This is a genomic window from Methylobacterium sp. CM6244, assembly GCF_054817885.1.
Map to the genome: position 1 here is coordinate 3,633,990 of NZ_CM139247.1, position 14,517 is coordinate 3,648,506.

Annotated in this window: 13 protein-coding genes; 6 read left to right on the plus strand and 7 right to left on the minus strand. The window is 66.3% G+C overall.

The window, feature by feature from the left end:
• Positions 1 to 123: 123 nt before the first annotated feature.
• From ACYQML_RS16930 to ACYQML_RS16945, 4 genes are all read right to left on the minus strand, one after another.
• The gene (locus tag ACYQML_RS16930; RefSeq protein ID WP_461233488.1) at positions 124 to 960 is read right to left on the minus strand and encodes a polysaccharide deacetylase family protein; all 837 of its coding nucleotides are present in this window, start codon (positions 958 to 960) and stop codon (positions 124 to 126) included.
• Positions 957 to 1,769: a class I SAM-dependent methyltransferase gene (locus ACYQML_RS16935; RefSeq protein ID WP_056434102.1), complete on the minus strand. Its 813-nt coding sequence runs from the start codon at positions 1,767 to 1,769 to the stop codon at positions 957 to 959. The genes ACYQML_RS16930 and ACYQML_RS16935 overlap by 4 nt, the downstream gene beginning before the upstream one ends.
• A gap of 257 nt (positions 1,770 to 2,026) precedes the next feature.
• Positions 2,027 to 3,007, minus strand: a complete 981-nt coding sequence (locus ACYQML_RS16940) for a DUF6492 family protein (protein ID WP_461233489.1) — start codon at positions 3,005 to 3,007, stop codon at positions 2,027 to 2,029.
• Positions 3,008 to 3,107: 100 nt separating this feature from the next.
• Complete coding sequence (locus ACYQML_RS16945) at positions 3,108 to 4,469, minus strand: lipopolysaccharide biosynthesis protein (protein WP_461233490.1); 1,362 nt, start codon at positions 4,467 to 4,469, stop codon at positions 3,108 to 3,110.
• A 368-nt stretch (positions 4,470 to 4,837) separates the two neighbouring features.
• On the opposite strand from ACYQML_RS16945, the gene ACYQML_RS16950 reads away from it, so the two are divergent.
• Genes ACYQML_RS16950 through ACYQML_RS16960 form a run of 3 tightly spaced genes read left to right on the plus strand, consistent with a single transcriptional unit; the run spans position 4,838 to position 8,227 of the window.
• Positions 4,838 to 5,914: an endo-1,4-beta-xylanase gene (locus tag ACYQML_RS16950; protein WP_461233491.1), complete on the plus strand. Its 1,077-nt coding sequence runs from the start codon at positions 4,838 to 4,840 to the stop codon at positions 5,912 to 5,914.
• Entirely contained in the window at positions 5,911 to 6,876 is a 966-nt protein-coding gene (locus tag ACYQML_RS16955; protein ID WP_461233492.1) for a glycosyltransferase family 2 protein, read from the plus strand. Before ACYQML_RS16950 ends, ACYQML_RS16955 begins: the two co-directional genes overlap by 4 nt.
• 13 nt (positions 6,877 to 6,889) lie before the next feature.
• Positions 6,890 to 8,227 (plus strand): O-antigen ligase family protein, encoded by a 1,338-nt coding sequence (locus ACYQML_RS16960; protein WP_461233493.1) that lies wholly within the window; start codon positions 6,890 to 6,892, stop codon positions 8,225 to 8,227.
• 50 nt (positions 8,228 to 8,277) lie between these two features.
• On the opposite strand, the gene ACYQML_RS16965 is transcribed toward ACYQML_RS16960, so the two are convergent.
• Together ACYQML_RS16965 and ACYQML_RS16970 are read right to left on the minus strand one after the other, a co-directional pair.
• Positions 8,278 to 8,439, minus strand: a complete 162-nt coding sequence (locus ACYQML_RS16965; RefSeq protein ID WP_207411328.1) for a hypothetical protein — start codon at positions 8,437 to 8,439, stop codon at positions 8,278 to 8,280.
• Positions 8,440 to 8,482: 43 nt separating this feature from the next.
• Positions 8,483 to 9,637, minus strand: a complete 1,155-nt coding sequence (locus ACYQML_RS16970; RefSeq protein ID WP_461233494.1) for a glycosyltransferase family protein — start codon at positions 9,635 to 9,637, stop codon at positions 8,483 to 8,485.
• A gap of 295 nt (positions 9,638 to 9,932) precedes the next feature.
• Here ACYQML_RS16970 and ACYQML_RS16975 point away from each other — a divergent pair, with 295 nt between their 5' ends.
• The 3 genes from ACYQML_RS16975 (at position 9,933) to ACYQML_RS16985 (ending at position 13,498) form a co-directional block, all read left to right on the plus strand.
• Positions 9,933 to 10,865, plus strand: a complete 933-nt coding sequence (locus ACYQML_RS16975) for a hypothetical protein (RefSeq protein WP_461233495.1) — start codon at positions 9,933 to 9,935, stop codon at positions 10,863 to 10,865.
• A 77-nt stretch (positions 10,866 to 10,942) separates the two neighbouring features.
• Entirely contained in the window at positions 10,943 to 12,052 is a 1,110-nt protein-coding gene (locus ACYQML_RS16980) for a GNAT family N-acetyltransferase (RefSeq protein ID WP_461233496.1), read from the plus strand.
• Positions 12,053 to 12,169: 117 nt separating this feature from the next.
• On the plus strand, positions 12,170 to 13,498 hold the full coding sequence (locus ACYQML_RS16985) for an LLM class flavin-dependent oxidoreductase (RefSeq protein WP_461233497.1): 1,329 nt from the start codon (positions 12,170 to 12,172) through the stop codon (positions 13,496 to 13,498).
• Between the two features lie 42 nt (positions 13,499 to 13,540).
• On the opposite strand, the gene ACYQML_RS16990 is transcribed toward ACYQML_RS16985, so the two are convergent.
• Positions 13,541 to 14,044 carry a YciE/YciF ferroxidase family protein gene (locus ACYQML_RS16990; RefSeq protein ID WP_419951210.1) on the minus strand — a complete coding sequence of 168 codons (504 nt, stop codon included), beginning with the start codon at positions 14,042 to 14,044 and terminating at the stop codon, positions 13,541 to 13,543.
• Positions 14,045 to 14,517 lie beyond the last annotated feature (473 nt).

Sequence of the window (14,517 nt, forward strand, 5' to 3'; positions counted from 1 at the left end):
CGCCGGAATTGGATGGGACGCCTGAAGACACGCCTTCGTCATGGCACCGGACAGGACAAGAAGCCTCGGATGCGGGCGGGCTCACGCGTCGCGTGGGCCGTTCTTCGAGAGCTGCATCGAGGTCTAGCCCGAAAGGCGGGATGCCTCTTCCACGGGGCGCCGTTCCCCAGCGACGCCAAGGGCCCGCGCCATCCCCTCCGCCATCGAGACCACCGGGATGCCGCGCCGGTTCGCGGCCAGGAGAGTGGCCTCGAGCAAGGCGGGGGAGCAGCCGTAGGGGCTTGCCCCCTCGGTCACGTCATGGCCGAAAAAGATCACCCAGCCGTTACGGGCCACCGCCTCGTCCATCAGACGCGCGAGGAGAACGGCGTCGAGGCAGCGGTCGAAGAGCGGGTTGGCGCGCAGGAAATAGCGGTCGATGCGTCCGGCATTCAGGCCCGGCATGATGCTGCGGCCGGATCCATAGGTCCGGCTCAGCACGCCCTTTGCGGCCAGCGACGCATAGCCGTAGGGAAAGGCGAAATTCTCCAGCACCAGTCCCGGCACGAGGGAAGCGAGCGCATCCCGGTTACGCCGGAGATCCGCGGCGAATCGCTTTGCGTCGAGGGTGGGCACAAGACGGTGATCATGGGTATGGCAGCCGATCTCGTGCCCGCGGCGATGGATCTCCGCCAAGGCCTCGACGCCTGCGACCCGCCAATGCTCGGTGGCGGTGCCGAGGAGGGTGCGGGAGACGTAGAACGTGCCTTTCACGCCATGCGCGTTGAGGAGGGCAGCGCCCGTCTCGCAGGCACTGTCCGGCACATCGTCGAACGTGACGCTTACCATCGGGCCAAACAGGCGGGGAAGTAAGGGCGCGGACGGGATATGCCGCGACAGACGATGCGAGAGCCGCGCCCGGAAGGAGAGCTGCGCCTTGAGTTCGGTCACGTCGCGATCGAGGATGGCGTCGGGGGTCATTGCGGGGTCGGATGCCCGGACCGCTTGCGCAGCACCAGGTGATAATCACCGCGCTGCAGGTTGAAGCGCCGCCCCGTCACCCTGTTCACCACATCGGTCACGCCGTCGGTGAAGGCGGCGAGGCGCGGACGGCATATCCGCATCTCCGCATAGCGCGGGCTCTCGTAGACATGTTCGTAGATCGGCTCGAGCCCGAGGCGATCGAGGAACGGCTTCAGCCGGGCCGGCAGGACGAGCGGGTGATAATGGACTGGAAATGGAGGTTCGCCCGGCTCGCCCGCCCGCTCGTGGCCGCGGATATGGCGGTAGAACCAGACGTGGAACCAATGCGGCGAATATTTCGTCACGAGGCCGGAGAGCGACCGCGGATGCGGTGCGCCGATCAGCAGGAGACCGCCGGGCTTCAGGCATTCGGCGAAGCGCTCCATCGCCGCGCCGACATCGGGCAGATGCTCGATGACGTTGTAGCTCGTCACGAGGTCGAAGGTCAGGGGCGTGAAACGGTGGGTCTGGACGTCGCCGCAGATCACCGTATCGGCATAGCCGTTGTTGCTCACCTGGGTCGGGTCGATATCGACCACGGTCACGCGGGAGCGGCGCAGCACCGAGACCGGAAGATAGGAGGATGCTCCGCCGCCGGCCTCGTAGACCGAGACCTCGCCCGCCGGAAGCAGTTCCTCGAGAATTTCGTGGACCTTCGCGAGGCTGAACCCGGCCTCGCCCGCCGGCATCTCCGTGTCCTGGTGGAGGTCCTCCCGCCCGACCTGCCCCGCCATGGAGGCGGTGTCGTCCTGTGCCGTGGCCTTCATGCTCCGTCTCTATTCCGTCGTGATGGGGCGAGACGGAAGCGAAGACTTCTGCGAGGGCATGGGAGAGAATACGCCTTCCGGAAAGTGCGTCGACCGTGCTCTCGCACATGACACGGCAAATCTTACTTTTCCAAGTACCGGGCGCGGGGAAACGTGTTCGCGCGCCTGTCGGTCCCTTTCATCATTCATCACCCGCGAGGGATTTGCCTCGGCGTGCGATATGCCTCAGCAAGTCGAGGCGCAGGCGGAATGAGGCCTCAGGCCGCTTCCGTCCGCAGCTTGGAACGCTCTTCTCCACCCTCGGCACGGAACGCGTCGATACTGGCGCGGATGGTGGAGAGCGGCGTCGATCCGAAGGATTGGATGCAGAAGGCCCGCTCCGTCGGCGTGGCGACGTCCAGCATCGCCAGGATATCGGCCTCGCTCAGGGCGTCGTCATCCCAATGGGTCCGGCAGAAGCTCTGCGTCGTCACCGCATGCCGCGCCATCACCGAGGGGGTGTTGGTGACGAAGGTGCCGTAGATCATGTATTCTGAAAAGTGGCGGTCCCGGCACAGGGCGGCGACCCAGCCACGGCCGGTCACCGCCTCGATCCGGTCGGTCATCGCCCGTGTCGTTGCCTGGTCCCAGATGATGATCTGGTCGATGTAATCGTCGGCGGGTACGCTTTGCGGCTTGGTGGCGAGGAGCCGGCTCGCCGTGCCGAGCCATTGGATGTGGCGTGGCCGGTTGGCTCCGACACCGCCGGGATGGACGTGGAACGGCGTCGGATTGGGCTCGGCCAAGGCGGCGAGGTCGAAGTCCCGGAAGAAGCAGACGTCGGAATCGATCAGGCAGTAGCGTGCCTCCGGCAGCCTGCGCGTGGCCTCGATTTTGACGAACTGCTGGATGTGCCAGCCGCTGACCGGCTTGCCGAACGGCGTGAGCCAGTAGCGGAGCCGGCGCCGACGCAGGAACGGGATCGGCCTGATCCACCAGGGCAGGAACTGCGACTGCGGCAGGATCAGCCGGTCGGGACGGGCAAAGTGCGCAAACAGCGCCACGTCCCGGTCGTCGACGAGGACGTAATGGCAGCCGCGCGACGCCGCGTGCCGATCGATGCTCTCGAACAGCAGGGCGCATCGTTCCAGATCGCCCCGGTGGCTAAGGGTGATCAGGCCCACCGTCTCGGCTCGGTCCTGCTCGGCCCGGCCCTGCTCCGCGGCTGCGAAGGCACGATCTCCGGTCTCGGCCTTCATGCGCACCTCCTCCGATCCGCCGCCCTTCATCGGGGGGACCCTGCGCCGGGAAGGGTGAAGGCTTCCGTCATCGGACCGCGCCTGTCATGCGATGTCGCGATCACGGTACCGTGTTCCGCCACAAAAGACCGTAGAGGGTAAAGAAGGAGAACGCGTAGATCGCGACATAGATCGCGTTCAGCCACAGGCTCCACTGCGCCGGATCGGGAAGTGCCGTGAGAAGCAGGGCGAAGCCCAGGGCCTTGAGGGCGATGAGGGTCGCGGTGACGCCCGCGCGCAACCCCATCCGACCGAAGGCGAAGAACAACTCGCCATGAAATTCCAGAAGATTGCGCACCGCCGGCACGGCGACGATGACGGCGAGCATGCCGTAGGCCGCCGATACGTTAGGACCGAGAAGGTCGGGGCGGATGTGCAGGACCGCGACCATGAAGACGAGGGCACCGGTCGAGACGACCGCCACCATCGCTTCCACCTTCAGAGATTCGCGCAGGCTCGCCCGGGTGGCGCGGCCGGCCTGGATGAGCTTACGCGAATACATCATGAACATCGGCCGCAATGGCACACCGGTGAAATCGATGAGCCGCATCGAGATCGCGTAGATACCCGCCATGCGCTCGCCGGCCAGCGTCAGGACGATGAGTTTGTCGATCTCGCCCTGAGCGAGGAACATGAAATAGGAGGCGGCAAAGAGCAGCCCGTCGCGCAGCCGGCCCTTGAGCAGCGCCGCGCGGAACCGCATCCGCGTGCGCGGATGGAAGCGGATGGCGAGGACGACGACCGAGACCGCGTTACCGACGAGATAGTATACGGCCCAGGTTTCGGCGTTGCCGCCGCCCGCAGCCCAGAACGCCACGGCGGCGGCGGCGCGGAAGCCGATGGGAAGCGACATCACCGTCGCCGCCGCGGCGTAGCGGCCGAGCCCGTTATTGACCTGGACCAGGAGCTCGATCTGGCGCCAGAGCGCCACCTCGACCACGATGATCGCCAGGTAGCCGGGCAGGGCGATCACGTCCCGGAACAGAAACGCGTAGAGAGCCAGCGAGAGGCCGAACATGATCGGCAGGGCGAGTCCGAAACAAGCATAGTAGACGGCGAGATATCCCCCCATCGACGAACGCCTTCCGGCGGCCGACCGCATCACGAAAGATTGGAAGCCGAACCCCGCTAGACAGCCGATCATCACGCCCGCCGCCGAGACGGAGGCGAAGACCCCCATTTCGGCGAGGCTCAAGATGTTGGCGAGAACCAGGAAATAGACCATCTGAAGCACGAGGCGCCCACCCGCCCCGGCCAGAAGCTGGCCGTAACCGATCAGCACGGTGCGGTGGGTCGCCCACGCCCCGGCGACGAGACGCATGGGCGTGCGATGCAACTCTCCGATGCGACGTCCCACACCGGGTCGCCCGGCAGGGAGCGCCGGCGCGACGGGCGTCGGATTTCGGGACAGTTGGGCGGTCATGGCCGAGGCTTCCGCAGGGCCCGTGCCATGGCGCGGGAAAGAGAAGGGCAGGCTCCGTCCGGAGCGGTCGGGTCGGAGCGATGTCCTATCCTCGAGAACGGGGCGCCGTCATGCCCTGGTGATCGGCGTATTCCTGCCGAGGGCACAAGTCCTGGTGAACACGACGTCCTGATGGACCCATAGGTCTCGGCTGTCCGATCGCGGGTGGCATCCCACAAGGATGGATGCATCGCAGGGTCATCCGTGACGGATACCATTCCCTGTTCGGCTCAGAACCTGTGTACGGACCTGAACTTGCAGAACTCCCCACCATCTCCCGGCGGGATGTGCCGTTTTGGGCGACTTCTCACTCTTCCCAGGATCTCGGCATGAAACAGGGCCCTCCCCATCGCCGGTCCGTCCTCAAGGGAGCGCTGGGCAGCATCCTTGGGTTGGAAGGCGCGCTCGCCCATCGCGCCGCCGTCGCCTCTCCGCGCAAGATCCCGTTCGGGGCGGCGGTTCGCGGGGACGCTCTCGCGGCGGATGCGGGCTATCGTGCCGCCCTGGCGGAGAGGTGCCGCTTGCTGGTCCCGGAGGGCAGCCTGAAATGGCCGGTCCTGCGGCCCAACCGGGAAACGTTCGATTTCGGGGATGCCGACACGATCGCCGCCTTCGCCCGTAGCAACGGGCTCGGCCTGCGGGGTCACACCCTGGCCTGGTACGGCGGCATGCCCGCCTGGGCGGAGGCGATCACGAGCCCCGTCGAGGCCGAATGGGTGCTGACCAGCCATATCGAAGCGGTGGTCTCCCGCTATCGCGGCTTCATCGGATCCTGGGATGTGGTGAACGAGCCGATGCCCGAAAATCCGGTCTCGCCACGGGACTTGCGCTCCTTCGTCTGGACGAAAACCCTCGGCGCCGAGTACATCCCCATCGCCTTCAAGGCGGCTCATGCCGCCGATCCGGCCGCCCAGCTCGTCCTCAACGAATACGACATCGAATTCGTCGGACCGCGCTTCGCCATGCGACAAGCCGGCATCCTCGCCATCGCACGCTCCCTCGTCGATCGAGGCATCCCGATTCATGCCATCGGATTGCAGGCCCATCTGTTCGCGGATCGGGAGATCGACCGCGACGGCCTCCAGGCTTTCCTGCGGGAGATCAAGGCGCTGAAGCTCGACGTTCTGATCACCGAACTCGATGTGATCGACGTGGGACTGCCGACCGACGCCGCCACCCGAGATGCGATGATCGCGCGCAAGGCGGCCGATTTCCTCCAAGCGGTGAACGAGGTGACGCCGCCGAGCGCGGTCCTTACCTGGGGTATTACGGATCGTTATACCTGGGTACCGATATACTTCACCCGACCCGACGGCACGGCGAACCGGCCGCTCCCCCTGGATTCCGACCTGAGGCCCAAGCCGCTGATGACCGTGATTGAGCGCTTCACCGGAAGCGCGTTGTGAAAGCGCGCGCCAATCCATTCGACGCGGTGGTCTGCGTCCCGACCTTCAAACGGCCGGAGCACCTCGTCCAGACCCTCGCCTCCCTGGCGCGCCAGCGGACCGCCCTCCGCTTCGCCGTCGTGGTGGTGGACAACGACGGCGCGTCGCAGGCCGGCTTGGCGGCCGCCGAGGCGGTGTTCGCGAAGGGACCGCTCCAGGGCCAATGCGTGGTCGAGCAGCGCCAGGGCAATTGCTCGGCGATCAACCGGGCCTTCACCACTGCCCTCGCGGCCTATCCCGACACCCGTTATTTCCTGATGATCGACGACGACGAGCTGGCACAGCCCGACTGGCTGGAGCGCATGGTGGCCACGGCGCAGCGCACGGGGGTCGGCATCGTCGGCGGCCCGGTGATCCCGCGCTTCGAACCGGGAACACGGCCCGGCCTCGACAACCACCCCGCCTTCGCCCCCGCCTACGACAAGAGCGGGCCGGTTCCGGTGATCTACGGCAGCGGCAATTGCCTGATTACGCGGCGCACCTTCGCGCTGATGGGAGCTCCACCCTTCGACACGAGCTACAATTTCCTCGGCGGCGGCGACACCGACTTCTTCACCCGTGCCCGCCGCTCCGGTGTGACCTTCTACTGGGAGGCGGATGCGGTCATCACCGAGACGGTGCCTCTCGCCCGCACGCGGACGGGATGGCTCGCCGCACGCGGCCTGCGGATCGGGGCCGTCAATTACCGGATCGAGCGCAAGCATGCGCAGGGCAGTCTTGGTCTCGTGACCCTGGCCGGCAAATCCTTCGCCATCCTCGGGGTCTCGTTCGGACGCGCCATCCTCAATCTGGTCCGGACATGGGAACCCACCATCGCCCTTCACCCCATCCTCGTGGCCCTCGGGCGCTGCTTCGCGGCCCTGGGCATCGAACCGCAGCCCTACCGCGCCAGCACCCCGCGCCTGCGGACTCGCGGGAGATGAAGGAGGCGGATCGATGAAGACGGGGGCGATCGGAGTGCCGGCATCGGAGGCAGCGCCCGGGGGATGGCGCCGCCTGCAGGCGGTACTCGCCGACACGCCCGCCATCCTCATCGCGCGGAAGGTCGTCTTCCTCGCTGTCCTGCTGCTCAGCTGGATCTCTCTCAAACCGTTCCAGGATCTCAGCAATCCGGACGTTCTGGAACTCGCCACGGGGCGGGAGGGGCTCACCTATGCGAGCTTCGGCCTTTTCGCGCTGCTGTGCCTCGCCCTGACTCTCCCAGCTCACGCCAAAGCCTTGCGCGGCTTCGCCTCGCCCTGGTTCCTGGCGCTCGGAGCCTGGCTCGCCGTCAATGTCGTTCTGTCACAGGATCCCATGACGTCGGTCAAGCGCCTGACCCTGGCGGGCTCCGTGATGCTGGCGGCCGCCTGCCTGCCCTTGCTGGCGCGGTCGCGGAACGATCTGCGCAACCTCCTCGCCATCGCTTCCCTGCTGCTGCTGGGCGCCTGCTATCTCGGCATGCTGCTCGCGCCGGACCTTGCCATCCATCAGGCGAAGGACGTGGGCGAGCCCATGCTCGCGGGCAATTGGCGCGGCGTGTTCGGCCATAAGAACAGTGCGGCGGCGGTCATGGCCATGCTGGTCTTCATCGGCATCGCCGTGGCGCGTTCGGGGCTCGTGACGGTGGGCCTCGTCATCGTCGCCCTGTCGGGGCTGTTCCTCCTCGGCTCGGAAGGCAAGAGCGCGACGGCGCTCCTGGTGGCTTCGCTGGCGATCACGGGCCTGTTCGGCGTCATCCGTTCGCTCGCGGGCCGAATCCTCCTCACGCTGGTTCCGCTCTTCACGATCAACTTATTCAGCGTCGGCACGGTGGTGAGCGAGCCCCTGGCCGCCATCGTGCGGACTCTGCCCGTGGATTCCACCTTCACCGGCCGGACCGATGTGTGGCAGTTCGCCATCGAGGCCCTCACGGCACGTCCGCTCACCGGCTACGGCTTCTCGGCATTCTGGAACAACGTCACCGTGCGCGCCGCGTCCGATGACGGGTCGAGCTGGGCCGGATACGCCTCGCACAGCCACAACAGCTACCTCGACACCGCCGTCACCCTGGGCCTGCCCGGGCTGGTCCTGGTACTCGCGATCTTCGTCGCCGCCCCCCTGCGGGACGTGATGAGGATCGAGGCGAACGGCCGGGCCGACCCGCTGGTGACGATGTTCGTGCAGGTCTGGCTCTTCGGCCTGCTGCTCTCCTGCATGGAGAGCTTCTTCTTCGATGGAGGAGACCCGGTCTGGGTCACCTTCCTGATCTCCGTCTTCGGTCTGCGCTACCTCGCCCGTTTCCGCAGCGCGTGAAACGCCCGGGGGCGTCTCATCCCGAAAGTTGGACGCCCTGTCCGGCAGTCTCAGAACTCGATGATGCCGACGGCCCAGCCGCCGAGAGTCATCAGCGCGCCGAACCAGAGCAGGGTCGCGACGCAGCCGACGACCAGCCCTCCGACCGCCCAATGCGCGGACCAGCCGGTCTTGTTCTCATACGGCACGGTGCCTGGATCAGATTGGGTCATGGCATGCCTCTTCAGCCCGTCGATCCCAGGGAGAGGGCAAAGTTCACACCTCCCAAGATTCACACCTCCCAAGCTTGGTCGCGCCTCGGCCGAGGGCGTCCCTCAGGCTGCCGGCGGCATCGGCGAACCAGACTTGGCGATCGATGGCGGGGGGCAGCGTCGGCCGTGTCGACGCTGCAAGGGCGAGGTCGACATAGGCCTCGGGTCCGGCTCCGCCCGGGGCGAGGACGATGGCCCCACCGGACAGGAGCGCCTGGAAGCGCGGATGGTGATCGAATTCGTCCGCGCGCACCGGCTCGGTAACGATGACCGGCCGGCCGGCCTGGACGCAGGCCAGGATGCTGGCGCGGCGCGCGGTGAGCCCCTCGGGGAGGACGTAGACGAAGGCGTCCACTTCGTCGAACAGGCCGAACAGCTCCTCCGGCGAGGCGACATAGCCGGAGACCACCACCGTCTCGGAGAGGTCGAGCGCCGCGACCTTGGCCCGGAATATCTCTTCGATCCCGTCGGAGGCGCGGATGAACGAACCGATGAAGACGACGAGCGGGTCGGCGCCGCGCGCCTTCAGGGTGGCGGCAATGTCGAGGATCGCCTCCGGCTGCTTGCCCGGATAGATCGAGCCGAAATGACCGACCACCAGACGCCCTCCCTCCCGGGCGGCGCGCATCCGCGCGGACAGGGCGCTCGGCACGGTGGTTTCGGGCCGCGTGATGTTCGGGGGCAGGGGCATCATCACCGCCCGCCGCGCGAGACGGCCGATCACAGGATCGGCGGCGAGCTCGTCCCGGACCTGGGGCGACAGGAGGACGATCGTGTCCGCGAAGAGGAGAAGCGGCCGGAGGACGAGCCGGCGCAGGCGGTGCATGCTGCCCCATTCATGCAGGATCGCGACCCGTCGCCGACGCCGCAGGAACGCGATGGCGAAGGCCGAAGGGGGGCCGATCAGCGCCCGCTTCCAGGGCACCAGCGGCAGATTGGCGATGACGGCGCGGGCATTCCCCACGGCGCGCCAGATTTCGCCGAGCGGCACGCGGCCCGGCTCCAAGGGGAGGGTCTCCTGTGGCTGACCCTGACGCCTGAGGGCCTCGATCAACTGTCCGGCGAAATCGCCGACCCCGCAGGGCGGATGCCCCGTACCGACGAGATGCAGCCAGGGGGAGGGCGCCTTCGTCTCTCCCGGTCCAGGGCGTTGCGTCATGCGGTGAGGTTCCGGAGAAGGACGTGACCGGCCTGTCCTAGCAGGCCGTCGCTTGCGAAAGACTTTCGGCCGAGCAGTTTGAAACGTTCGATCCACCCGCCGACGGCCCTTCTACGAGGAGCATGACACCGTATTCACCCGGCCCACGCAGGAATCTTTTTCAGTCGGCACCGCGAATGCAAAGATTTCATCACCGTCGGATATGATGTCCGGAAATGGATCGGCCCTGTCCCGCAGGGGGACCGACCCACCTCATCTGAAGAACAGCGGGACACGATACGGATTGACCGTAGCCATGAACGACCCGATCTTCACCTCCTGGGACGAGCCCGACAGCGCCCTTTGGGGGCATCAGCCGCTGCGGCTCGAGCATCGGCTGCACCAGTCTCCCCTGTTCTCGCGGGAGGCCTTGGCCGATCTGATCGACACCTATCCAAGCGGCCAGTACAGCCTCGTCCATATGGGCGCCGCCGGACAGCGCAAGTTCTGGCGCGAGGGCGAGACCGGGGGACTTCCCGGCGCGCAGGTGATCGAGTCCATCGCCCAGGGGCGGATGTGGCTCAACCTGCGCAATGTCGAGACCGTGGACCGGCGCTACCGCGACACGCTCGACGCCATGTTCGAGGAGTTGGCCCAGCGAGTATCCGGCTTCTCTCCGGCGAAATCCACCTGCGGCATCCTGATCTCGTCGCCCAACGCCCAGGTCTATTATCATGCCGACCTGCCGGGGCAGCACCTGTGGCAGATCATCGGCGCCAAGCGGGTCTACGTCTATCCCTCGACCCCGCCCTTCGTGACGCCGAAGCATCTCGAGGACATCGCCCTCTTCGATGTGGAGGTCGATATGCCCTATGCGCCCTGGTACGATTCTCATGCCCAGGTGATGGAGCTGTCGCCCGGCCAGATGCTGAGCTGGCCCCTCAACGCGCCGCACCGGGTCGAGAATCTCGACTGCCTCAACGTGTCGATGACGGTCTCCTTCGTGGACGAGCCGATCCGCCGCAAGCAGATCGTCAATCTCGCCAACGGCATGCTGCGCCATCGCTTCGGCCGCGAGCCGGCGAGCCACGCCATCACCGGGCCGGGCTACTGGTCCAAGGCGGTGATGCAGAAGCTGCTGCGCAACAGTGATTGGGTGAAGAAGGAGCGCGCGGCCCGCCGTGCCGTCGATTTCCGCCTCGATGCGGCCCGACCGGGCCAGATCCTCGAACTCTCCGCTCCGGCGTGAGCGGGACGGCGCTGCCGGCCCATCGCCGGAGCATCGCGCCATCGGGAAAGGGAGCCTCCGGAGCGCGGAGCTACGATGTGGCGATCGCATCCGACTGGACGGAGTGCGTGTCCGGATGGACGGGTGCGCCAACGCCGTTTCAGGATCCGGTCTGGATCGAGACCTGGTATGAATCGCTCCAAGACCGCGCGGGGCTGACGCCCCTCCTGGTGACGGCGCGGGACAGGGCAACGGGGGTGCTCGCGCTGCATCTTCCCCTCGTGGTCGACGAGACGGGGCCCCGCCGCATCATCGCCTTCGCCGATCTCGGCCTCACCGATTACAACGCGCCGCTCCTCGGCCCAGCGGCTCCGAGAGACCATGCCGGCGCCCTGGAGCTATGGCAGGCGATCCGCTCTGCGCTGCCCCGCGCCGACCTTCTCTCCCTGCGCAAGATGCCGGCGACCTTCGCCGACGGGCCCAATCCGCTGTCCCTCCTCAGAGGTGTGTCCCCGTGCCCGCTCAACGGCAACGAGGTCAGGACGGGCGAGGATTGGGAGGCCTATCATCGCAGCCTCGCCAAGACCGTGCGCAAGGAGCTGGAGCGAAGCTGGAGGGTGTTTTCCCGCGAGTCCGAGACGGCCTTCCGCATCGTCACCGACCAGGGCGAGGCCCAGCGGGTTCTCGAGGTGATGGCGCGCCAGCAGGAGGCGCGCATGCGCAGCATCGGCGCCGATTACCGCCTCGACGAGGCCGAGTTCGACGCCTTCTACCGTCGCCTCGTCGGACGGGGCCTCGGCCACGGCTACGCCGTCGTCAGCGCCCTGACATCGGGCGACGAGGTTGTCGCGGCGTTGCTCGGCATCCGCAATGCCGACACCTACGTCATGATCCGCATCAGCAATGCCGGGGGGGAATGGTCCCATTGTTCGCCCGGGCGCCTCGTCATCGACAAGACCATGGAAGCGCTCCATGAAGAGGGTTGCCGCTCGTTCGACTTCAGCATCGGCGATTACGATTACAAACGCCGTTTCAACGTCGAACCCCTGCCGTTGGTCGATTTCACCGTTTCCCTCGGCTGGCGCGGCCTGAAGGGCGCGGCGCGGGCGCGGCTGGTCTCGACCCTCCGCCGCTATCCCGCCCTTGACAGGCGGGTGCGGGACGTCGCACGCCGGGCCGCCATCCTGTGGCGGGAACGACGCCCGTGACGGCGAGCCGTCTCTGAGATTTTCCCGGCCATTTCCCTCGAAATCCGGGAGCCTTTTTTCTGCCCGCTGCTCTATTCCGAAGTCGTGCTTTCACGCACCGGACGGAGATAGCCTCGGATGACCCAGCCTCGTCGCCTCCATCTCGGCGCCTTCATGCGGCCGATCGGCATCCACACCGCCTGGTGGCGCTATCCCGGTGGATATCCGGATGCGAATTTCAGCTTTCCCCATCTCAAGCGCTTCGCCCAGCGACTGGAGGCGGCCAAGTTCGATGCATTCTTCATGGCCGACCATCTGGCGGTGATGAACATGCCCATGGCCGCGCTGAAGCGCAGCGCCACCGTGACGTCCTTCGACCCGATGACCCTGCTGCCGGCGCTCGCTGCCGTCACCGAACGGATCGGGCTCATCGCCACGGCCTCCACGACCTATAACGAGCCGTACCATGTGGCCCGGAAGTTCGCCTCCCTCGACCATATCTCGAACGGCCGGGCCGGCTGGAACCTCGTCACATCCGGCAACCCGGACGAGGCCCTGAATTTCGGCCGCGACGCCCATCTCGACCATGCGGTCCGGTATGCCCGTGCCCGAGAATTCTTCGACGTGGTCACCGGCCTATGGGATTCCTGGGCCGACGACGCCTTCATCCGCGACGTGGAGGAGGGGGTCTATTTCGACCCCGACAAGCTCCATGTCCTCGACCATGCCGGCGAGTTCCTGAAAGTGAAGGGGCCGCTCAACATCGCCCGCCCCGTCCAGGGCTGGCCGGTGATCGTGCAGGCGGGGGCATCGGAAGCCGGACGCCAGATCGCCGCCGAGACCGCCGAAATGGTGTTCGGCGCCGGCTCGAAACTCGCCGCCGCCCAGGAATTCTACGCCGACGTGAAAGGCAGGATGCCCGCCGCCGGCCGCGATCCCGACCATCTCAAGATCCTGCCCGGCGCCTTCATCGTCCTCGGCGAGACACGCGACGAAGCCGAGGCCAAGAAGGTCCGGCTCGATGCGCTCGTGCCCACCGACAGCGGCATCGCCAACCTCTCGGTGCGCCTCGGCGTCGATGCTTCGGAGTTCGACCTCGACGCACCCCTGCCCGATCTCCCGGAGACCAATGCCAGCAAGAGCGCCCAAGCCCAGATCGTCGGCTATGCCCGGAAGACCGGGGCCACGGTGCGCGAACTCGCCCAGCGTGTCGGCGGCTATGGCGGGCTCACCATGGTGGGGACGCCGGCCGAGGTGGCCGACCAGATGGAGGAATGGCTCGTGACGCGGGCCTGCGACGGGTTCAACGTCATGTTCCCCTTCGTGCCGGAAGGTCTCGACGACGTGGTCGACACCCTGGTGCCGGAACTCCAGCGTCGGGGCCTGTTCCGCACCGAGTACGAAGGCACGACCCTGCGCGACCATCTCGGCCTGCCGCGCCCGGCCAACCAATTCTTCCCAACCTGACGAACGGGCCGCCCTCCGACCGGGGAGGGCGGCTTTCTCGGGTCAGGCGGCGCGGCGGTTGACCTGGCTCTCGGCCATCCGCGTCAGGCGCTCGTCGGTGGCGCGCTCCTCGTCCAGGGTCTGCTGCAGCACGCTGGCGCAATCGTCCCGGCCGAGCTGCTTGGCCCAGGCCACGAGGGTGCCATAGCGCGTGATCTCATAATGCTCCACCGCCTGCGCGGAGGCGATGAGGGCGGCATCGAGGACCTGCTTGTCGCCGATCTCTCCGGAGACCTCGTTGGTCTCCTTGATGATCCCGTCGATGGCCGGGCAAGTCACCGCCTTCGGCGTATGACCATGCATCTGAAACACCTGCTCCAGGCGCTTGATCTGACCCTCGGTCTCCGAAAGGTGCTTCTCGAACCCGCTCTTGAGTTCGGGATCGGTCGCCTTGGCGATCATCTTCGGCAGCGCCTTGGTGATCTGGTTCTCGGCGTAATAAATGTCCTGCAGGGTATGGACGAACAGATCGTCGAGAGTCTGGATGTCCTTGCTGAAAAGACCCATGGCTCGTTCCTCCTTAGTTTGAATGACGTCGTGACAGGCCAAACGGGATCGATCCGGCGGACACAATATGGACCGGATCGTTCTCCCGCATCCATACGCACACGGCAAAGCTTGACCCAAGTTAAGCGATGATATCGGCGTGCGCTTGCTAGGCTTGATCAAGATATTTACGCCGTCATGGTTCCGAACGACCTGATGCGCGGGAGGTCTGGATTTGATCCGGCCTCACATGGGAGCAAGACGATACGCTCGGCTGCTCAAGGGCAGCGCGCCGATGACGAAGCACAATCGCCACAAAGCCGTCCGTCATCGGCATGAGCAGGAGCGAAAGAGGAGTCCGGCGGCGGCAGCGCACCATACATTCACGCATGAAACAAATTCAGGCATGCTCGAATTACCGGCATGGGGTGCCTTTCTCACGTTTAGCCAGTGCAAATATCAGATACCGCTCATATCATAACGAGACGTCGGGG